This window comes from Microbacterium sp. Cr-K20, assembly GCF_000708325.1.
Classification (GTDB): domain Bacteria; phylum Actinomycetota; class Actinomycetes; order Actinomycetales; family Microbacteriaceae; genus Microbacterium.
Genome location: NZ_JARE01000024.1, coordinates 1 through 18,137, shown reverse-complemented (window position 1 = coordinate 18,137; position 18,137 = coordinate 1). Strand labels below are relative to the sequence as shown.

Below are 18,137 nucleotides of genomic sequence, written 5' to 3'. Positions count from 1 at the left end.
CATGAGCTGGACCATCACTCCCGCACACATCGACGGACTCGCCCGCGGCGCCGCCGTTCTCGGCACCGGTGGGGGAGGAGACCCCTACATCGGCGCGCTCCTCGCCCGTCAGGCGCTGACTTCCGGCGACGTCACCGTCGTCGGTCTCGACGAGGTGCCCGACGACGCGCTGGTGCTGTTCGTCGCGATGATGGGCGCGCCGACCGTCATGGTCGAGAAGCTCCCGAGCCTGGCCGAGGTCGTGGAGCCCGTCAAGGCGCTCGCCATCCACCTCGGTCGTCCCGTCACGCACATCGCCTGCGCAGAGGTCGGCGGTGTCAACTCGACCATCCCGATCGCCGCGGCCGCCGCGCTCGGGCTGCCGCTGGTCGACGCCGACGGCATGGGGCGCGCTTTCCCCGAGCTGCAGATGGTGCTCCCGACCCTGTACGGCGTCACGGCATCGCCCCTCGCGTTCAGCGACGAGAAGGGCAACACCGGCGTGCTGCAGACGGCGGACAACTCCTGGACCGAGCGCATCGCCCGCGTGGCCTGCGTCGAGATGGGCTGCTCGGTCATGATCTCCGGGTTCTCCATGTCCGGCACGGCCGCGCGGGAGTCGCTCGTCTCCGGTTCACTGTCGCGCTGCATCGAGATCGGGCAGCGCATCGCCACGGCCCGCGACGAGAAGACCGACCCGGTCGACGCGGTCGTCGATCTCCTGAGCGGCCGCGAGCTGTTCGACGGCAAGGTCGTCGACGTGCACCGGGCCACCACGACCGGCTTCGCACGCGGGCGCGCACGCATCGACGGTGACGCCGCTGCGACGCTGACTCTCCAGTTCCAGAACGAGCACCTCGTGGCCGAGGCCGACGGGGCGGTTCTCGCGACCACTCCCGACCTGATCATGGTGCTCGACGGCGAGTCCGGCGAGCCGATCACGACCGAGGGCCTGCGCTACGGGCAGCGGGTGCGGGTGATCGCGGCTCCGGCGGATGAGCGCTGGCATTCGGAGGCTGCCCTCGCGATGGTGGGCCCCGGCTACTTCGGCTATGACATGCCGGCGCACCGTTTCGACGGCAGCATCTCCACCGGATCGGCGTCGGCGGGAGCCGCGGCATGAGCTGGCAGCTCACGGCTGCCGACCTCCCCGATCTCGCTCGCGGCGCGACGCTCCTCGGCACGGGCGGAGGCGGCGACCCCTACATCGGCAAGATGCTGGTCGAGCGGGTGCTGGGGAAGGGGAGCATCACGATCCTCGACCCGGACGAGCTCGCCGACGACCTGTTCGTGATCCCGACGGCGCAGATGGGCGCCCCGACCGTGATGATCGAGAAGATCCCGGCCGGGACGGAGCCCACGCTCGCCCTGCGCACGCTCGAGGAGCACCTCGGACGGACCGCGGACGCGACCATGCCGATCGAGTGCGGCGGCATCAACTCGATGATCCCGCTCATCGTCGCGGCCGAGACCGGGCTCCCGGTGGTGGACGCCGACGGCATGGGCCGCGCGTTCCCCGAGCTGTCCATGGAGACTTTCGCCGTGTACGGCGTGCACGGGTCGCCGCTCGCGCTCGCCGGGGAACGCGGGGAGAAGGTCGTGATCGACACCGGCGACGACGACCGGCAGATGGAGTGGCTCGCCCGCGGCATCACCATCCGCCTCGGTGGCGTCGGTCACATCGCGGAGTACGCGATGACCGGAGCCGACGTCCGGCGAACGGCCGTGCCCCGCACGATCTCGATGGCACTCGCGCTCGGCCGCGCCATCCGGGTCGCCCGAGAGGAGCACCGTTCGCCGTTCGAGGCGATCGCCGACACCCTCTCGACGACTCTCTACCCGCACCTGCGTGAGCTCTGCGTCGGCAAGGTCATCGACGTGGAACGCCGCACGACAGAGGGCTTCGCCAAGGGGCGGGCGGTCATCGCACCGCTCGGGGCGGAGGAGGGCGACACGTTCGAGATCTCCTTCCAGAACGAGAACCTCATCGCCCACCGTGGAGAGACGCTCGTGGCGATCGTGCCCGACCTCATCTGCGTCGTCGACCACGAGACCGCCGAGCCGATCACGACCGAGGGGCTCCGATACGGACAGCGCGTGCGGGTGCTGGGCATCTCCACTCCCGAGATGATGCGCACTCCCGATGCGCTCGCCGCATTCGGCCCGTCCGCATTCGGGCTCTCGGCGGAGTTCGTCCCGGTGGAGACGCTGTCCGCAGGCGAGGGCGTTTCTCCCTAGGCTGGAGCGCATGATGCTGCAGCGCGACGACCTCACGGCGCTCGCCCGCGGCTATGCGCTGCTCGGCTCGGGCGGGGGCGGCTCGACCACCATGCTCGAACTCATGCTCGCGCGGGCGACGGACTGGCCCATCGAGGTCTCCCCGGTCTCCTCCCTCGACCCCGCCACGCCCTGTCTCGGGGTCGCGTTCGTGGGGTCGACGATGCTGCTCGGGGAGCGGCTTCCGGGGGAGGAGCCGTTCACCCGCCTCCTCGACGCGGTCGAGCGCTGGGTCGGGCATCCGGTTCCCGCGGTCTGCTCGCTCGAAGGCGGGGGGATGAATGGGCTCGCACCACTGACGCTCGCCGGATCGCACGTCGTGCTCGACGCGGACTGCACCGGCCGCGCCGTGCCGGGGCTGGACCAGATGTCGCTCTTCGTCGACAGCGTGCCGGGGCTCGTCTTCGCCTGCGACACGGGTGCCGACGGAGTCGCGCTCGTCGAGGCGCATCGGGCCATCGACGCCGAGCGCGTCGTGCGATCGGCGATCATCCAGGCCGGCGGTGTCGGCTGTGCGGTGCTCGGCGGCTTCACCGTCGGCGATCTGCGGGAGCACGCGATCGGAGGCCACCTCGCGTACGCGCTCGAGCTCGGCAGGGCCTACCTCGCCGCCGCCGCTGCTCCGCTTCCCCTCCTCGCCGACGCGCTGGGGGCCGAGATGCTCGCCGAAGGACGTATCGTCTCGGTCGCGTCCTCGCTCCAGGACCCGCACGTGAACGCGGTCGAGATCAGCGGTCTCGGCGGCGCGGTGCACCGCGTGGTCACCCGATCCGAGGCGCTGGCCGTGCTCACCGACGGACTCCTCGTCGCCTCGGCCCCCACCATCATCGTGATCGTCGATGCGGTGTCCCGGGAGATCCTCGAGGTCACCGAGCTGGGTCTCGCCCGGAACGTGGCGGTCTTCGCCGTCCCCGCGCCCGAGTGGTGGAACGCGCGGCCCGACCGGCGGTCCCAGGTGGTGCCGTCGGCGTACGGTCTCGACGATCTGGACGCAGCGTGATCGAGCGGCTGCGGTTGAGCGCATTGCTCGCCCATGCGGAGAACGGCGGGCTTCGGCGAATCGCCGGCCCTGCGGATACCGCCTGGGAGGCGGTCGCCGTCGGAGCGGGGGAGGCGGAGCTGACGGACAGCGGTGCGGACCGCCTGGCGATCGTCACCTCGACGGCCCCGAGCGCGACCTGGCAGCAGGACGCGCTGCTGCGACGACTGCGGGACCGCGGTTTCACGGGACTCGCCCTCCCCGGCGCGGCCGGCTTCGATGCGGGCGCGTTCCGGCTCGCCGACCGCATCGGCCTGTGTCTGCTCGACGTCGAGCGCCCTGTGCAGCTCGCGAAGGCCTGCTGGATGCTGCTCGAGGCCCGTGACGCGCTGACGCTCAGCCAGGTGCGCAAGGTCGCCCAGTCCTTCGAGTACGCCGCCGACGACCTCGCCGACCTGCTGGGGCACATCGCGGCGAACCTCGGTGTCGGGGCCGCATTGATCGACTCGTCCGGGGTTCTCCAGGAGGCAGGGGCCCACCTCGACGAACACCTGCATGCCGCGATCGGCTTCGATTCCTGGCTCGATCAGGCGAAGGCCGGCGACTCCGCGGCGGCTTCGGTGCGCGTCGACAGTCCAGGGCGCAGCGGCCTGCGGCTCGTGCTCTTCGGTCGCGGGCTCGGAGAGGCGCAGGTGCAGTCGCTCTCGGTCGCGGCAGAGATCGCGATGCCCGCAGTCGCGGCGCGCATCCTGATCGACGAGGTGGCGGCCGTGAACGACGTCGCCGTGTCGTCAGGTCTGCTTCGGGACTTCGTCGACCTGCACGGGGCCGCCGATGCCGACGTCGAGCGTCGCATGGCGGAGCGCGGCTGGCGCACGGGCGGGCACCACATCGGCTTCCGTGTGGTGGCGAGGGGACGACTCGATTCCTTCTCGCTGCTGCGTTCGGTGAGCGCCGGTCTCTCCGCGATCGACGGCGAGGCGCATGCGACCACGGCGGGACGCGGACTCAGCGGATGGCTGTCGTTCCCGGAAGCCCCGCATCCGGATCGGGTGGAGCGCGCCGTCGCCTCGCTGCGGGAACTCCACCTCGCCGTGCTGCGCGATTTCGCGGTGGCGACCGGTGTCGGGTCGCTGCAGGCCGGGGCGGAAGGTCTGGCCACGACCCTGGACGAGGCCGGCGACGCGGCGCGCATCGCCGCATCGCGCTCCGCGACCGGGTGGTTCGTGCGTGTCGACAGCCTCGGCCTGGAGCAGCTGCTGCTCGCCTGGACCGGGAACGACACCTTCGTCCCGGCGGCGGAATCGCTGTTGGCGCCGTTGCGCGACGGCGGTGGGGAGCTGCTCACCACGCTCTCCGCCTACCTCGATCATGAGTCCGGCATCGCGGCGACGGCGAGTGCGCTCGGCCTGCACCGCAACACGGTCATGGTCCGGATCCGGCGCGTGCAGGAACTCCTCGGTATCGACATGACCGACCCCGAGGCGCGGCTGGCCCTGCACCTCGCGTGTCGAGCCGTGCAGCCGCGCTGAGCGGTGCCCGCTCACTCCTCCGGATCGCCGTGCAGCATCCACGGGATGCCGAAGCGGTCGACGAGCATCCCGAAGAGGCCGCCCCACGGCGGCACGTCCAGGGGCATCGTGATCGTGGCCCCGTCGGCCAGCTTCTCCCACACCGCACGGGTCGCGTCCTGCGAGTTGCCGCTGAGCGAGACCGAGAAGCCCTGCGGCTTCTCGTAGGGTATGCCGTCGGGAGAATCGGATGCCATGAGGACGAGTCCGCCGGGTGCATCGAGCTGGGCATGCATGACGAGATCCTTCTGGCTCGGATCCTGCACCATGTCGGGGAACTCTCCGAAGGTGTTGATCACGAGCTCACCGCCGAGCACCCCCTGATAGAACTCCATCGCCTCACGGGCTTCGGTGCGGAACGAGAGATACGGGTTGAGGGCAGGCATGAGGACTCCAGGAGGTGAGAGGTGAGACTACGGCACCGCTGACGCTCAGTCTGCGCCGCGGGCCTTGCCTCCGCAAGAGATCCGACGAGGACGGGCGGGCTCAGGCCGGGAGAGCCTTGACCGCTGCGGTGAGCACCTGGGGAACCGTGGGCACGCCCGTGGCTCGGAACACCTCGACTCCCGATGAATCGCGGATGATCACGGTCGGCGTGTGGTCGATGTCGAGTGCCTCCGCGGCGTCCGGATCCTGAGCGACATCGATCTCGGTCACCGTCGCATCCGGCAGGAAACGAGCGGCGTCGGCCAACACCGACCGAGTGCGTGCGCAGGCGCCGCAGAACGACGATGACACCAGGGTCAGCTCCATCCCCACCTCCTCGGATCCACGATGCTTCTCCCTCGTGCAACCGACGACCGCGCCGCGCTGTTCCCGGAGCTAGGACGCGAGCCACTCGTCGAACGTCTGGACGCCCAGGTCCGCATCGGGCCCGGGCAGGGCATGCCCCGCGCGCATCCCCGCCATCTGCGGCCCCGGCACGTTCAGGGCCGGTATCCACCCGCGGTACCCCTCGCGGCGGGCGAAGGCGCGAATCATGTCGGACAGGCGCTCCTCGCGCGGTCCGGCGAAGTCGCGCACGCGACCCTGCGGCGACCCGGCAGCGAGTGCGGCGAGGCGTGCGCCCACTTCGGCGGCAGCCACGGGCTGCGTCCGCGCGTTCGGGGCGAGGTGCAGCGGCCCCACCTTCGCGTTCTCGAACATCTGGCCCGCGAACTCATGGAACTGCGTCGCGCGGAGGATGGTCCACGGCACGCGTGAGGCCTCGACGACCTTCTCCTGCGCGACCTTTCCCGCGTAGTAGTCGTAGGGGATGCGATCGATCCCGACGATCGACAGCAGCACGGCGTGCGAAACCCCTGCATCCGATGCCGCCGACAGCAGGTTCCCGGTCGCGGCGGTGAAGAACTCGATCGCAGCCCTCGCCTTGAGCGTCTGGATGCTCGCCACATCGATCACCGCGTCCGCACCGGCCAGGGCAGCATCCAGACCCTTCCCGGTCACCAGGTCGACTCCCTGCGACCGGCTGAGCACGACCGCCTCATGTCCTGCGGCCCGCACCGCCTCCACGGTGTGCCGGCCCACGGTCCCGGTTCCTCCTGCGACGGCGATTCTCATGCGTGCTCCTTCGTCTTCTCGGTACATCCTTCTCCATGGCTGACCGGACAGGTGCGCGAAATGTGAGACGTCGGCGGAAACTGCTCGCTACGATTCCCCGGAGCGGATGACCGCTTGACCTTGTCCCGAGGGCAGAGAGCATCGTGAACCCTGTGAGCCACTCCATCGACCTCCTCAGCATCGGTCCCTTCTCCGAGGCCGCCCTGCTCTCGCCGAAGGCCCTGCGCCTCTACGAGAAGCGCGGGCTCCTGGTGCCGCATGCGGTGGACCCGGACAACGGGTACCGCTTCTATCGGATCGAGCAGGCGAGGACGGGACGGCTCATCTCCCTGCTGCGGACGGCGGGCATGAGCCTCGATGCGATCCAGGAGGTGCTCGCGCTGCCTGATGGTGACGCGATCGCGGCTCTGGATGCATTCCGGGAGCAGGTACGGACGTCCGCAGCCTCGACCGCCACGCTCCTCGACCAGGCGCGTGGCCATTTCAGAGGATCACCGATGAACACGAAGTCCCTCACGACCGACATCCGCCCCGAGCAGGCGGTGCTCAGTCTGCTCGTCACGACGTACGTCGGCGAGCTCGACGAACGCATCCGAGAGGCACACGAGCGGTTGAGCGCGCTGGCGGCCGAGCGCGGTCTCACCGTCCCCTCCGACGCGTTCGGCATCTTCCACGCCCCGATCACCGCCGACAGCGACGGCCCCATCGAGGTGTGCCTTCCAGTCGACCGCGTCATCCGGGACACCCCGGAGGGCATCCGGAGCCATCGACTCGGCGGCGGTGCGGCCGTCGCCGTCACGGTCGAAGGCGACGACACGGCGTTCCCCGCGATCCTCGCCGCCTACGATCGCGGCTGCGAGTGGATCGATGAGCAGAAGGCGACCAGGGTGGGGCCGCCGCGGGAGATCTGGCATGTGCTTCCGTGGGACGAGACGCGTCCGGCGCGCATGACGGTGCTCTGGCACTACGCGTAAGCGACGCCGGGCGGCACTGCGTCCGGGTGGATGCAGGCGGAGCCGGGGCGCTCGGTACGATGGCGACTGTGACCACATCGACCGTGCGCCCCGGCATCGCCGAGCGGCTTTCGCAGATGATCCGGATCCCGACGGTCTCGGCTGAGCTCGACGAGCGCGGTGCCGCGCCGTTCGAGGAGTTCGTCGCACTGATCGCCGAGCTCTATCCCCTGACGCACGCGAAGCTGCGCCTCGAGCGGCACACCGACTTCGGGCTGCTGTTCCACTGGGAGGGCACGGGCGCGGCATCGGGTGGACCGGTCGTGCTGATGGCGCACTACGACGTCGTCCCGGTCGATGAGAGCGACGCCTGGACCCATCCGCCCTTCGACGGCGTGATCGCCGACGGTTCGGTGTTCGGCCGCGGCGCCTTGGACGACAAGGGTCCGCTCATCGTCGTGCTCGAAGCGGTCGAGAATCTGCTCGCCGACGGGTTCGTTCCGCCCCGCGACGTGTATCTCTCGTTCGGCGGCAACGAGGAGACCTACGGGAAGGCGGCGGAGGAGATCGCCCGGGTCCTGCGCGAACGCGGCGTCGTGCCCTGGCTCGTGGTCGATGAGGGCGGTGCCGTCGTCGACGCGCCCCTGCCGTTCGTCCCCGGTCGGGCGGCGATGATCGGCGTCGGCGAGAAGGGCGTGATGACGCTCCGGTTGTCGGCGCGCGGCGAGGGCGGTCATGCCTCGGCTCCGCCGTCACTCACCGCTGTGCGACGCATCGGGAGGGCCGTCGACCGTCTCGGACCCGCCACCTTCCGCCCTCGCGCCTCGAAAGCGGTTCTGCGGATGCTGTCGCAGCTGGCGGCGCAGACGCCGGGGCCGGCCCGCCACCTGCTGCGGTTGCTCGGATCGGCGCCGCTGCTGACCGGGCAGGTGTTCGCGGCGCTCGGCGGTGAACCGGCGGCACTCGTGCGCACGACCGTCGCCCCGACGATGCAGTCCGGAGGGACTGCGGCCAACGTGCTGCCCTCGCAGGCGTCCGCGACCGTCAACCTCCGCATCGCGCTGGGCGAGACGACGCAGCAGACCGTGTTCCGGGTGCGCCGCCGCATCCGCGATCCGCTCGTGTCCGTCGAAGTGGTCGAGGCCAGTGAGCCGTCGCCGGAATCACTCACCGACAACGCGCAGTTCGCACTGCTCGGGGCGGCGCTCGAGGTCTCGCACCCCGGGGTGCCCGCGGTGCCCTACGTGATGATGGCCGCCACCGACTCCCGGCACTTCCATCGCTTCTCACCGGCGGTCTACCGCTTCGCTCCGCTGGACATGTCGAACGCGCAGCGCGCCTCGATCCACGGCGTCGATGAGAGCGTGGAGATCGTGGCACTGGAGCGCGGAGAGCGATTCCATCGCGCGCTTCTCGAACGGCTAGGGTGATCTCACCCTCCTCCCGCCCCGAGCGGGAGCACCCGAAACAAGAAGCAGGAGACGCGATGACGCGCACCCGCACTCTGGGCACCCTCGCCGTCGTCGTCGGCTTCCTCGCGTTCGTGGAGTTCACGAGCGGTGTGCTGCAGGGCTACTACACGCCCATGCTCAGCGACATCGCCCGGCACCTCGGCATCCACGACGCCGACGTGAACTGGCTCGAGGGCGCGCAGCTCATGCTGTCGGCGCTCGTCGTCCCGGCGTTCGCGAAGCTCGGCGACATGGTCGGGCACAAGCGGATGCTGCTGATCTCGACCGCCGTCACCGCCGCGGCGGCCCTGGTGCTGCCGTTCACGGACTCCTTCGGCGTGTTCCTCGCGGCCTGGGCGCTCATGGGTTTCTACGTCGTCTGGCTCCCGCTCGAGATCGCCCTGATCTGGTCACGGTCGCGTCGCATGGAAGGACGCTCCTCGATCACGGCCAAGGCGGCCGGTCTCCTGGTCGCCGCCCTCGAAGGTGGTGCGATCATCGGCGCTCTCGTGGGCGGCGCGCTGATCGACGTCCTGCCGCTCACGGTCGTCCTCCTGGTTCCGGCTGTGCTCATCGTGGTGTGCTTCTTCGTGATCCTGTTCGGGGTCAAGGAATCTCCCGAGCCGACCGGCGGCATCTTCGACACGGTCGGCCTCGTGCTGATCTCCCTGGCCCTCGTCTGCTTCACCGGCGGACTCAGCCTGCTCCGCCTCGAGGGCGGTATCGTGAATCCGTGGTCCTGGGCCGTGGTCGTCTTCGGTGTGCTGCTGGTGATCCCGTTCGTGCTCTGGGAGCTGCGCTGCGACGACCCGCTCATCGACGTGCGCATGTTCCGCTCGCCCGCGCTCGGACCGGTGTTCCTCACCGCAGGGCTCTTCGGAGTCAGCGTGCTCGGTGCTCAGGCGCCGCTGTCGACGTTCGCGCGGACCGATCCGTCGGTCTACGGTTACGGTCTCGGCACGAGCGGGTTCGCGACCTCGCTCATCATCGGCGTGTACCTCGTGGCGATGATCGCGGGTGCGCTCCTGTTCCCGACCATCGCACGATGGGCGACTCCACGGGTCACGCTGATGGGCGCTTCGATGCTGGTGGGGCTTGGCTTCCTGTTGTTCCTGCCGTTCCATGAGACCTACGGTCAGGTCATCACGAACATGGTCGTCGTGGGCCTCGGTTCCGGTGCGCTGGTCGCCGCTCTTCCCGCTGCCGCCGCATCGGCCGCGCCCGCGACGCAGACCGGTGTCGCGACGGGGCTCACCAACTCGGTGAAGACCGTGGGCGGGGCGATCGCCTCGTGCGTTTTCGGCATCGCGCTGCTGCACGGTGTCGCCACGACCGCCGGCGCGACCGAGGGGACGGCCGGTTCGCTGGCGGGGTACTTCACCGTCTGGATCGTCTGCGGTGTCACCGCACTTGTCGCAGCCGTCATCCTCGTGTTCGTGCCGAAGGCCGCGTTCACCGACCGGTCCGTCGACGCGGAGGTCGCCCCGGTCGTCTGACGTCGGTTCTGATCATTCCCGATCGAGACCGAACGTCCGCTTCACGATGGCCTGCACGTCGCCGTCGAGACCGTCGATGCGCGTGTTGACGGCGTCGAACCGCGCGTCCACGGCGTCGAAGCGGGCATTCATCTCGTTGCGGAGCCCGCCGATCTCACTGCGGACGACATGGATGAACAGGGTCGAGACCACGGTGAGGGTGACGTTTTCGAGCGTGCCCGGGGAGGAGTAGTCGAGCCGCTCTGACGAGGGCGACGAGGATGCCATCGGAGCCGGGCGGCGCGATCTCCGCCGCCCGGCTCCTTGTCTCAATCGCCCTTCACGTTGACGAGCTGCCGCAGCGTGTGCCGGATCGATACGAGGCTCGCGGCATCCGCCATCACCCGGTCGATCGGCTTGTACGCCTGCGGGATCTCGTCGACGAAGGCGTCCGTGTCACGGAACTCGATGCCCGTCATCGCCTCCCGCAGCTGGTCGTGGGTGAACGCCCGCCTCGCGGCCGACCGGGAGTACTCCCGACCCGCCCCGTGCGGCGAGGAGTTCAGCGACTGCGGGTCGCCGAGCCCCTCGACCACGTAGGAGGCAGTGCCCATCGATCCGGGGATGAGCCCCGGCCGACCGGCGTCCGCCTGGATCGCGCCCTTCCGTGACACCCACACCTGCTTGCCGTAGTGCTTCTCCGACTCGGTGAAGTTGTGGTGGCAGTTGATGCGCTCCTGCTCGTCGACCGCGGTGCCGAGGAACTCGGACACCTGCCGGATGACCCGGTCCATCATCTCCTCCCGGTTCAGCAGGGCGAAGTGCTGTGCCCACCGCAGCTCCCGGATGTACCGGGTGAACTCCTCGGTGCCCTCGACCAGGTACGCCAGGTCGGGGTCGGGGAGGTCGATCCACCACTGCTTGCATAGCCGCTGCGCGATCGAGATGTGCTTCATGGCGATCTTGTTGCCGACGCCTCGGGAGCCCGAGTGCAGGAACAGCCACACCCGGTCGAGTTCGTCGACCGACACCTCGATGAAGTGGTTGCCCGAACCGAGCGTGCCCAGCTGCAGGCGCCAGTTGCCGGCGTAGCTCGCGGGGTCGAAGCCGTTGTTCTCGGCGAGCTGCTCGAGCTTGGCGATGCGCGGCTCGGCGGTCGCGACGACCTTGCGGTTGTATCGGCCGGCCGACAGCGGGATGGCGCGTTCGATCTGCTCCCGAAGCTCGGCGAGGTCGCGACCCTCGAGGTCGTTCCTCGTGAACTGGGTGCGGACGGCGATCATGCCGCAGCCGATGTCGACGCCGACGGCTGCGGGGATGATCGCGCCGAGCGTCGGGATGACCGAGCCGACCGTCGCCCCCTTGCCGAGGTGCGCATCCGGCATCAGCGCCAGGTGCGGGTGGATGAACGGCATGCGGGCCGTGGTGTGCGCCTGAGCGAGTGTCTTCTCGTCGATCAGCGACGCCCACGACAGCAGCCGTGCGGAGAGCCTCTCCATGATTCCTTTCCTTGTGGTGGTGGTCAGCCACAGGTCAGGGTGCTCTCCGAACGGAAAACGCCCCGGACCTGACGGTGCGGGGCGTTGCGAGAGCGGATGCTGTCACACGGCGCGCGCCGGAGGGTACGACTCGTTGCGGTCATTGCGCTTCGACTGAAGCTGCAACACCGCTCCGATGGGAAGGTTCCGCTGGGCGGTCATCCGTCGACTCCTCGGCTGGCGTGCTGGGCCGATCGGCACAGCTTTGCCACATTAGGGGGCGACACGCCCGGGAGTCAAGCCGTCTCGCGCGGCGGATTGTGCATGAATTCGATGCGGATGCCGTCGGCGTCCTCGACGAATGAGGCGTAGTAGCGCTCGGAGTAGCGGGGATACCCCTTGGGGTCACGCACGGCGGTCCAGCCCGCATCCAGCGCGATCGCGTGCAGGCGTTCGACCTCGTCGCGCGTCGGAACGGCGAAGGCGATGTGCTGCCAGCCGACCTTGCCGTGCCGGTGCGGGGCGGAGTCCTCGTCCCAGGTGTACAGGATGATCTCGGTCTCTTCGCCGTTGTGCCACGAGATCGAATGGTCGTCTTCGCCGCCGCTCTGATAGCCCAGGGCGGTGAGGACCGGATGGAACTGCGCTCGGCCGCGCTCGAGGTCGTCCACGGTGATGCCCAGATGATCCAGAAGTGCCATGCGGCCCAGTCTTCCAGAAACGCCCCACGGCGTCAGGGAGCGATCTTCCCGAATGTGGCGGGGTCGACGGGCCGTTGGCGACGAGGGAGGTTCTCCACGACGAGGAGGTACGACTCGGTCACCAGCTCCCGGAGGAGGTCCTGGGGCAGCTTGCCGCCGGGGCGGAGCGAGATCCAGTGCTTCTTGTTCATGTGATAGCCGGGGATGATGTCATCGAACTGGCGGCGGAGCGCGTCGCCGTCTTCGGGCGCCGCCTTGAGGGTCACCATGGCCTCGCCCGTGGCCGAAGTGAGCAGCATGAACACCTTGTCGCGCACCTTGAACACATCCCATTCGGGGCCGAAAGGATGCTCGAGTCGAGACCCCGGCAGTTCATCGGCGCGGTCCCGCGCGCACTGCTGCAGGCGGTCACCTTTCATGAGCACTCCTCTTCCGAAACGGTGCCAAACGACGGTACGCACCACCGTACGGCCTCCCACCGACAGTGGAGGCCACGGAGCCGGCACGGGCTCAGTGCGGTGCGTGGTACTCGGCTTCGCCGCGCTTCCAGTAGCCCTTCACGATGGCGTTCGCGGTGTCGACGCCCCATCGGCCGAGGAGCGCCCGGCCCGGCTTGACGATCGACTGCTCGGCGGCGATGAAGACGAACGGGTCGGAGCCCACGGCATCTTCGGCGGTCAGGCGCTCGAGGAAGGCGATGAGTTCGGAGCCGGAAGGAGCATCGCCGCGGTGCAGCCACTCGACCTCGACCGGCGCTTCGATGTCGAACTCGCGGCCCTGATTGACGGTCTCCACCACGATGCGTGCCGGGGTTCCCTCGGGGATCAGCGCGGCGAAGCGGCGGATCGCGGGGATCGCCGTCTCGTCGCCGACGAGCAGCCATCCACCGGGCTCGCCGACCAGCACGGCCGACCCGCGGGGGCCGCCGACGCCGATGGACGAACCGAGCGGAGCCGTCGCCGCCCACGGCGCCGCGACGCCCTGATCGCCGTGCACGGCGAACTCGACGTCGAGCCAGTCGTCGCCCCAGTCCAGCGGCGTGTACTCACGGCTCGGAGAACCACGCAGCTCCTCGACGGAGCCGACCGGCCCCGCCGGGAAGAACAGCCGCATGTGGTCGTCCGAGCCCAGCGACTCGAAGCCGGCGAGGTCGGAGCCGGTCAGCCGCACCCGCACGAAGTCCGGAGCCAGCCATTCGCGGGCGCTCAGAGTCACGGTGCGGAAGCGCAGCTCGAGGCCGCGACGCTCGATCGAGAAGCCGGATTTCGTATCGCTCATGAAGTAAGGCTAACCTAAATAAATCGAGGGAAGGGCACCCTAACCTCGACGTCCCGGCGCCATCGTGTGCGCACAGATCCCGCAGAACAGGAGTCTCTCCATGTCCGTGCCCAGAACCCTCACCGCCACGAGCGCCGCGCTCGTCGGCCTCCTCGCCCTCGCCGGCTGCGCTTCCGGCAGCACGGCTGAACCTGCGAAGGACGAACCCGCGGCGGCATCCGTCACGATCGAGGACAACACCGGCACGCACGAGATCGCGACCCCTCCGGCCTCCATCGTCGCCCTCGACAACCGCACCTTCCAGACGCTCTCGGACTGGGGAGTCGAGCTCTCGGCCGGCGCCGTCGCGCTCATGCCGGAGACCGTGTCGTACGTGAAGGACGACGGCATCGTCGACATCGGCCTGCACAGCGAACCCGACCTCGAGGCCGTCGTCGCGGTCGAACCCGACCTCATCATCAGCGGCCAGCGCTTCACCCAGCACAACGCGGCCATCGCCGACCTCGTCCCGGACGCGACGATCATCGATCTCGAGCCCCGCGAGGGCGAGCCCTTCGACGAGGAGCTCAAGCGCCAGGTCACCGTTCTCGGCGAGATCTTCGGCAAGCAGGACGAGGCGAAGAAGCTGGTGGACGACTTCGACGCGGCCGTCGAGCGAGCCCAGGCCGCCTACGACGACGCCGACACCGTCATGGCCGTGAACACCTCCGGCGGCGAGATCGGGTACCTCGCCCCGACCGTCGGCCGCTCGCTCGGCCCGATCTACGACATCCTCGGCCTGACGCCGGCGCTCGAGGTCGAGGACGCGACCGACGATCACCAGGGCGACGACATCTCGGTCGAGGCGATCGCGGCTTCGAACCCCGACTGGATCCTCGTGCTCGACCGCGACGCCGTGTTCGCTGCGGAGACCCCCGACTACGTGCAGGCGGCCGAGATCCTGGAGAGTTCCGAGGCGCTCGCCGGTGTCACGGCGGTGAAGGACGAGCAGATCGTCTACATGCCCACCGACACCTACTTGAACGAGGGAATCCAGACGTACACGACGTTCCTCGAGGACTTCGCCGACGCCCTCGAGGCAGCGAAGAACTGAGGTAACGCGGCGGCATCCGGATGATTCGGGTGCCGCCGCACCGTCATCATGGTCTCCACCGACATCACCCCGCCGCCCCGGTACGCCGGGCGGCTCTTCGACGGCACGCTGCTCATCGGCGTGCTCGTCGTCGTCGTGCTCCTCGTCATCTCGCTGTTCACCGGCGTGTACGACATCGCCGGAGCCGACGACGGCGCGGAGATGTTCCAGATCACGCGCGTGCCCCGCACGATCGCCCTCGTCCTCTCGGGCGCGGCGATGGCGATGGCAGGCCTCGTGATGCAGCTGCTCACCCAGAACCGTTTCGTCGAGCCGACGACGACCGGAACCACCGAGTGGGCGGGGCTCGGACTCCTCATGGTCATGATCCTCGTCCCGCAGCCGTCGCTCCCGCTGCGGATGGCGGGAGCAGTGCTCGCGGCGTTCGTCGGCACGATGGTGTTCTTCGCCTTCCTGCGCCGCGTCGCCCTCAAGTCCTCGCTCATCGTCCCGATCGTCGGCATCATGCTCGGCGCGGTCGTCGGCGCCCTGTCGACGTATCTCGCACTGGCGACCAACTCGCTGCAGATCCTGGGCGTGTGGTTCGCCGGCAGCTTCACCTCGGTGATGCGCGGCCAGTACGAGATGCTGTGGATCGTGGCGATCATCGGCGTGATCGTCTTCCTCGTCGCCGATCGGCTGACCATCGCCGGACTCGGCGAAGAGGTGGCCACGAACGTCGGCGTGAACTACAACCGGATCATCCTGCTCGGCACCGTCCTCATCGCGATCACCACGGGCGTGGTCACGGTCGTCGTCGGCAACCTGCCCTTCCTCGGACTGATCGTGCCCAACATCGTCTCGATGGTGCGCGGCGACGACCTGCGCAGCAACCTGCCCTGGGTGTGCCTGCTCGGCATCGCGATCGTCACGGTGTGCGACATCATCGGGCGCACGATCATCATGCCGTTCGAGGTACCGGTGTCGCTGATCCTCGGCGTCGTCGGGGCCGTGGTGTTCGTGCTGCTTCTGCTGAGGCAGCGTCGACGTGGTTAGCGGCGTGATAGGCGAGGCGACGACCTCCGGCCCGCTTCGGTCCGCCGGCTCGTTCACGACCCCACGTGCTCGCCGTCGCTACTTCCTCGTGCTCGGCATCCTTCTCGTCCTGGCAGCAGGCTCCGGCTTCGGCCTGCTCGCCTGGGGCAACCCGATGCCGCCCGGATCGACGGGGTTCTGGCGCATCGCCCAGCACCGTGCGACCGATGTGACGGTGATGGCGCTCGTTGCGGTCGCGCAGGCCATCGCCACGGTGAGCTTCCAGACGGTCACCAACAACCGCATCATCACGCCGTCGATCATGGGCTTCGAGTCGCTCTACCGCGTCGTGCAGACCTCGACCGTGTACCTGTTCGGGGTGGCCGGGCTCGTGGCGATCCAGGGCGTCGGCCAGTTCGCGATCCAGGTCGCGATCATGGTCGGGCTCGCGGTCGCGCTCTACGGCTGGTTGCTTTCCGGGCGCTACGGCAACCTGCAGATCATGCTCCTGGTGGGCATCGTGATCGGTGGGGGACTGGGCGCGATCGCCACGTTCATGCAGCGACTGCTCACCCCGAGCGAGTTCGACGTGCTCGCCGCCCGGCTGTTCGGCAACGTCTCCAACGCCGATCCCTCCTACCTCCCGTTGGCGGTCCCGCTCGTCATCGCGGCATCCGCGCTGCTCTGGCTGCGGTCCCGCCGGCTGAACCTGATGGCCTTGGGTCCGGATGCCGCGCGCTCCCTCGGCGTCGACCATCGCCGCGAGCTCTTCCTCGTGCTCTTCCTGGTGGCCGTGCTGATGGCGACCTCGACCGCGCTCGTCGGTCCGATGACGTTCCTTGGATTCCTGGTGGCGACGCTGGCGTATCAGTTCGCCGACACGCACGACCATCGGCTCATCTTTCCCGTCGCGGTGCTCACGGCGTTCACCATTCTCGCGGGCGCGTACTTCGTGATGAAGAACGTCTTCTACGCGCAGGGGATGGTGTCGATCCTGATCGAGCTCGTCGGCGGCACCGTGTTCCTCATCGTCATCCTCAGAAAGGGCAGACTGTGATCGCACTCGACGGCGTCCGCCGTGACTACAGCAGCGAGGTCGCGATCGGCCCCGTCGACCTCGAGATCCCCGCCGGCGGCATCACCGCGCTCATCGGCCCTAACGGCGCCGGCAAGTCGACCCTGCTGACGATGATCGGTCGGTTGAACGGCATGGACGCCGGTGCGATCGAGATCGCCGGGCTCGACGTCGCCTCCACCAAATCGAAGGACCTCGCGAAGGTCGTGTCGATCCTGCGCCAGGAGAACCACTTCGTCACCCGGCTCACCGCGCGGCAGCTGGTCGGCTTCGGACGCTTCCCGCACTCGAAGGGGCGGCTGACCCGGGCGGACGAGGAGATCATCAGCCGGGCGATCGACTTCCTCGATCTCGGGCCCCTCGAGGGGCGCTATCTCGACGAGCTCTCCGGCGGGCAACGCCAGCGCGCCTACGTCGCGATGGTCTTGGCGCAGGACACCGAGTTCGTGCTGTTGGACGAGCCGCTGAACAACCTCGACATGCGGCACGCGGTGCAGATGATGAAACACCTGCGCCGGGCTGCGGAGGAACTCGGACGCACGATCGTCATCGTGCTGCACGACATCAACTTCGCCGGGCACTACTCCGACCACATCTGCGCCATGAAAGACGGAGCGGTGGTGGAGTTCGGCTCCCCGGCCGAGATCATGACCGACGAGGTGCTCACCCGGGTGTTCGACACCCCGGTGCGCGTCGTCGACGGTCCGTCGGGGCCGCTCGCCGTCTACTACTGAGCGGACGGATGCGGTGCCAGGGACCTCAGAGCTCGATGCCGTGGTCCTCGTCGTTGACCCCGGCGTTGTTGCCGCGGCGCGACTCGTAGCCGAGGAACCATCCCAGCCAGACGATGGCAGCGAGGAGCACACCGAGCCAGACGTTCTGGAAGATCAGCCCGACCACCACGCCGACGATCAGCAGGCCGACGGTGATGGAGATGCGCATCGCTCTACGGGACATGGCCCCAGCATAGGCCGACGGAGTCAGCGGCCGCGATGGTCCTCGGGAGCGAGGCGGGGGCCGCGGCGCGGTTCCTGGACCCCGCTGGCGAAGATGAGGCGGATGACGCGCTGCCGCTGACCGGCCCAGGGCTCGAGGAGCTCGAGCATCCCGTCGTCGTCGGTGCGCTTCCCGGTGAGCGCATGTCCCACCTCGTGCGCCAGGTGGTAGTCGCCGACGCTGACGGCATCGGGGTCTCCCAGCGCGCGGATGCGGGTCTCGGCCGACGTCCAGACGCCGACGCCCGGCAGGCTGGT

The 18,137-nt window shown here is 69.0% G+C and carries 20 protein-coding genes and 1 pseudogene; 11 read left to right on the top strand and 10 right to left on the bottom strand.

Annotated features, from left to right (window positions below):
• The first annotated feature begins 1 nt into the window (after position 1).
• From GZ67_RS0104300 to GZ67_RS0104285, 4 genes are read left to right on the top strand one after another with little or no spacing between them, the layout of a single operon-like run.
• The gene (locus GZ67_RS0104300) at positions 2–1,102 is read left to right on the top strand and encodes a DUF917 domain-containing protein (RefSeq protein ID WP_029273771.1); all 1,101 of its coding nucleotides are present in this window, start codon (positions 2–4) and stop codon (positions 1,100–1,102) included.
• Positions 1,099–2,217, top strand: a complete 1,119-nt coding sequence (locus GZ67_RS0104295; protein WP_029263813.1) for a DUF917 domain-containing protein — start codon at positions 1,099–1,101, stop codon at positions 2,215–2,217. The genes GZ67_RS0104300 and GZ67_RS0104295 overlap by 4 nt, the downstream gene beginning before the upstream one ends.
• A 10-nt stretch (positions 2,218–2,227) precedes the next feature.
• The gene (locus GZ67_RS0104290) at positions 2,228–3,256 is read left to right on the top strand and encodes an S-methyl thiohydantoin desulfurase domain-containing protein (RefSeq protein ID WP_029263814.1); all 1,029 of its coding nucleotides are present in this window, start codon (positions 2,228–2,230) and stop codon (positions 3,254–3,256) included.
• The gene (locus GZ67_RS0104285; protein ID WP_029263815.1) at positions 3,253–4,767 is read left to right on the top strand and encodes a PucR family transcriptional regulator; all 1,515 of its coding nucleotides are present in this window, start codon (positions 3,253–3,255) and stop codon (positions 4,765–4,767) included. Before GZ67_RS0104290 ends, GZ67_RS0104285 begins: the two co-directional genes overlap by 4 nt.
• A gap of 11 nt (positions 4,768–4,778) precedes the next feature.
• On the opposite strand, the gene GZ67_RS0104280 is transcribed toward GZ67_RS0104285, so the two are convergent.
• The 3 genes from GZ67_RS0104280 to GZ67_RS0104270 form a co-directional block, all read right to left on the bottom strand.
• Positions 4,779–5,192 carry a VOC family protein gene (locus tag GZ67_RS0104280; protein ID WP_029263816.1) on the bottom strand — a complete coding sequence of 138 codons (414 nt, stop codon included), beginning with the start codon at positions 5,190–5,192 and terminating at the stop codon, positions 4,779–4,781.
• 100 nt (positions 5,193–5,292) lie between these two features.
• Positions 5,293–5,559 carry a glutaredoxin domain-containing protein gene (locus GZ67_RS0104275; RefSeq protein WP_029263817.1) on the bottom strand — a complete coding sequence of 89 codons (267 nt, stop codon included), beginning with the start codon at positions 5,557–5,559 and terminating at the stop codon, positions 5,293–5,295.
• A gap of 69 nt (positions 5,560–5,628) precedes the next feature.
• The gene (locus GZ67_RS0104270; RefSeq protein ID WP_029263818.1) at positions 5,629–6,366 is read right to left on the bottom strand and encodes an SDR family oxidoreductase; all 738 of its coding nucleotides are present in this window, start codon (positions 6,364–6,366) and stop codon (positions 5,629–5,631) included.
• A gap of 152 nt (positions 6,367–6,518) precedes the next feature.
• On the opposite strand from GZ67_RS0104270, the gene GZ67_RS0104265 reads away from it, so the two are divergent.
• The 3 genes from GZ67_RS0104265 (at position 6,519) to GZ67_RS0104255 (ending at position 10,266) form a co-directional block, all read left to right on the top strand.
• Positions 6,519–7,340 carry a MerR family transcriptional regulator gene (locus tag GZ67_RS0104265; RefSeq protein WP_029263819.1) on the top strand — a complete coding sequence of 274 codons (822 nt, stop codon included), beginning with the start codon at positions 6,519–6,521 and terminating at the stop codon, positions 7,338–7,340.
• 68 nt (positions 7,341–7,408) lie between these two features.
• Positions 7,409–8,749 (top strand): M20/M25/M40 family metallo-hydrolase, encoded by a 1,341-nt coding sequence (locus GZ67_RS0104260; protein WP_081859877.1) that lies wholly within the window; start codon positions 7,409–7,411, stop codon positions 8,747–8,749.
• 56 nt (positions 8,750–8,805) lie between these two features.
• Entirely contained in the window at positions 8,806–10,266 is a 1,461-nt protein-coding gene (locus GZ67_RS0104255) for an MFS transporter (RefSeq protein WP_029263821.1), read from the top strand.
• Positions 10,267–10,278: 12 nt separating this feature from the next.
• Here the strand turns inward: GZ67_RS0104255 and GZ67_RS0104250 are convergent, their stop codons facing one another.
• The 5 genes from GZ67_RS0104250 to GZ67_RS0104225 all read right to left on the bottom strand — a co-directional run bounded on the left by GZ67_RS0104250 (position 10,279) and on the right by GZ67_RS0104225 (position 13,702).
• Positions 10,279–10,533, bottom strand: coding sequence for a hypothetical protein (locus GZ67_RS0104250; RefSeq protein ID WP_051662331.1), 255 nt, complete (start codon positions 10,531–10,533; stop codon positions 10,279–10,281).
• Positions 10,534–10,574: 41 nt separating this feature from the next.
• On the bottom strand, positions 10,575–11,744 hold the full coding sequence (locus tag GZ67_RS0104245) for an RtcB family protein (protein ID WP_029263823.1): 1,170 nt from the start codon (positions 11,742–11,744) through the stop codon (positions 10,575–10,577).
• 275 nt (positions 11,745–12,019) lie between these two features.
• Positions 12,020–12,424, bottom strand: coding sequence for a VOC family protein (locus tag GZ67_RS0104235; protein ID WP_029263824.1), 405 nt, complete (start codon positions 12,422–12,424; stop codon positions 12,020–12,022).
• A gap of 32 nt (positions 12,425–12,456) precedes the next feature.
• Complete coding sequence (locus GZ67_RS0104230) at positions 12,457–12,843, bottom strand: MmcQ/YjbR family DNA-binding protein (protein WP_029263825.1); 387 nt, start codon at positions 12,841–12,843, stop codon at positions 12,457–12,459.
• A 91-nt stretch (positions 12,844–12,934) separates the two neighbouring features.
• The gene (locus tag GZ67_RS0104225; RefSeq protein ID WP_029263826.1) at positions 12,935–13,702 is read right to left on the bottom strand and encodes a siderophore-interacting protein; all 768 of its coding nucleotides are present in this window, start codon (positions 13,700–13,702) and stop codon (positions 12,935–12,937) included.
• Positions 13,703–13,802: 100 nt separating this feature from the next.
• Between GZ67_RS0104225 and GZ67_RS0104220 the strand changes: the two genes are divergently transcribed.
• The 4 genes from GZ67_RS0104220 to GZ67_RS0104205 are packed head-to-tail and all read left to right on the top strand — an operon-like array spanning position 13,803 to position 17,618.
• Positions 13,803–14,795, top strand: coding sequence for a siderophore ABC transporter substrate-binding protein (locus tag GZ67_RS0104220; RefSeq protein WP_029263827.1), 993 nt, complete (start codon positions 13,803–13,805; stop codon positions 14,793–14,795).
• Between the two features lie 48 nt (positions 14,796–14,843).
• On the top strand, positions 14,844–15,830 hold the full coding sequence (locus GZ67_RS0104215; protein ID WP_029263828.1) for an ABC transporter permease: 987 nt from the start codon (positions 14,844–14,846) through the stop codon (positions 15,828–15,830).
• Positions 15,823–16,866, top strand: a complete 1,044-nt coding sequence (locus GZ67_RS0104210; protein WP_231481688.1) for an iron chelate uptake ABC transporter family permease subunit — start codon at positions 15,823–15,825, stop codon at positions 16,864–16,866. Before GZ67_RS0104215 ends, GZ67_RS0104210 begins: the two co-directional genes overlap by 8 nt.
• Positions 16,863–17,618: an iron ABC transporter ATP-binding protein gene (locus tag GZ67_RS0104205; RefSeq protein ID WP_029263830.1), complete on the top strand. Its 756-nt coding sequence runs from the start codon at positions 16,863–16,865 to the stop codon at positions 17,616–17,618. The genes GZ67_RS0104210 and GZ67_RS0104205 overlap by 4 nt, the downstream gene beginning before the upstream one ends.
• A 25-nt stretch (positions 17,619–17,643) precedes the next feature.
• Here the strand turns inward: GZ67_RS0104205 and GZ67_RS0104200 are convergent, their stop codons facing one another.
• A complete protein-coding gene (locus GZ67_RS0104200; RefSeq protein ID WP_029263831.1) occupies positions 17,644–17,841 on the bottom strand; it encodes a hypothetical protein in 198 nt (65 codons plus the stop codon).
• Positions 17,842–17,864: 23 nt separating this feature from the next.
• Positions 17,865–18,137, bottom strand: a pseudogene (locus tag GZ67_RS0104195) (DNA-3-methyladenine glycosylase 2 family protein); the annotation flags it as partial.

Bases quoted from the DNA above. Each gene is read 5' to 3' on its own strand.
- GZ67_RS0104300 (WP_029273771.1), top strand. From the start codon at position 2: ATGAGCTGGACCATCACTCCCGCACACATCGACGGACTCGCCCGCGGC.
- GZ67_RS0104295 (WP_029263813.1), top strand. From the start codon at position 1,099: ATGAGCTGGCAGCTCACGGCTGCCGACCTCCCCGATCTCGCTCGCGGC.
- GZ67_RS0104290 (WP_029263814.1), top strand. From the start codon at position 2,228: ATGATGCTGCAGCGCGACGACCTCACGGCGCTCGCCCGCGGCTATGCG.
- GZ67_RS0104280 (WP_029263816.1), bottom strand. From the start codon at position 5,192: ATGCCTGCCCTCAACCCGTATCTCTCGTTCCGCACCGAAGCCCGTGAG.
- GZ67_RS0104275 (WP_029263817.1), bottom strand. From the start codon at position 5,559: ATGGAGCTGACCCTGGTGTCATCGTCGTTCTGCGGCGCCTGCGCACGC.
- GZ67_RS0104270 (WP_029263818.1), bottom strand. From the start codon at position 6,366: ATGAGAATCGCCGTCGCAGGAGGAACCGGGACCGTGGGCCGGCACACC.
- GZ67_RS0104255 (WP_029263821.1), top strand. From the start codon at position 8,806: ATGACGCGCACCCGCACTCTGGGCACCCTCGCCGTCGTCGTCGGCTTC.
- GZ67_RS0104250 (WP_051662331.1), bottom strand. From the start codon at position 10,533: ATGGCATCCTCGTCGCCCTCGTCAGAGCGGCTCGACTACTCCTCCCCG.
- GZ67_RS0104245 (WP_029263823.1), bottom strand. From the start codon at position 11,744: ATGGAGAGGCTCTCCGCACGGCTGCTGTCGTGGGCGTCGCTGATCGAC.
- GZ67_RS0104235 (WP_029263824.1), bottom strand. From the start codon at position 12,424: ATGGCACTTCTGGATCATCTGGGCATCACCGTGGACGACCTCGAGCGC.
- GZ67_RS0104230 (WP_029263825.1), bottom strand. From the start codon at position 12,843: ATGAAAGGTGACCGCCTGCAGCAGTGCGCGCGGGACCGCGCCGATGAA.
- GZ67_RS0104225 (WP_029263826.1), bottom strand. From the start codon at position 13,702: ATGAGCGATACGAAATCCGGCTTCTCGATCGAGCGTCGCGGCCTCGAG.
- GZ67_RS0104220 (WP_029263827.1), top strand. From the start codon at position 13,803: ATGTCCGTGCCCAGAACCCTCACCGCCACGAGCGCCGCGCTCGTCGGC.
- GZ67_RS0104215 (WP_029263828.1), top strand. From the start codon at position 14,844: ATGGTCTCCACCGACATCACCCCGCCGCCCCGGTACGCCGGGCGGCTC.
- GZ67_RS0104200 (WP_029263831.1), bottom strand. From the start codon at position 17,841: ATGTCCCGTAGAGCGATGCGCATCTCCATCACCGTCGGCCTGCTGATC.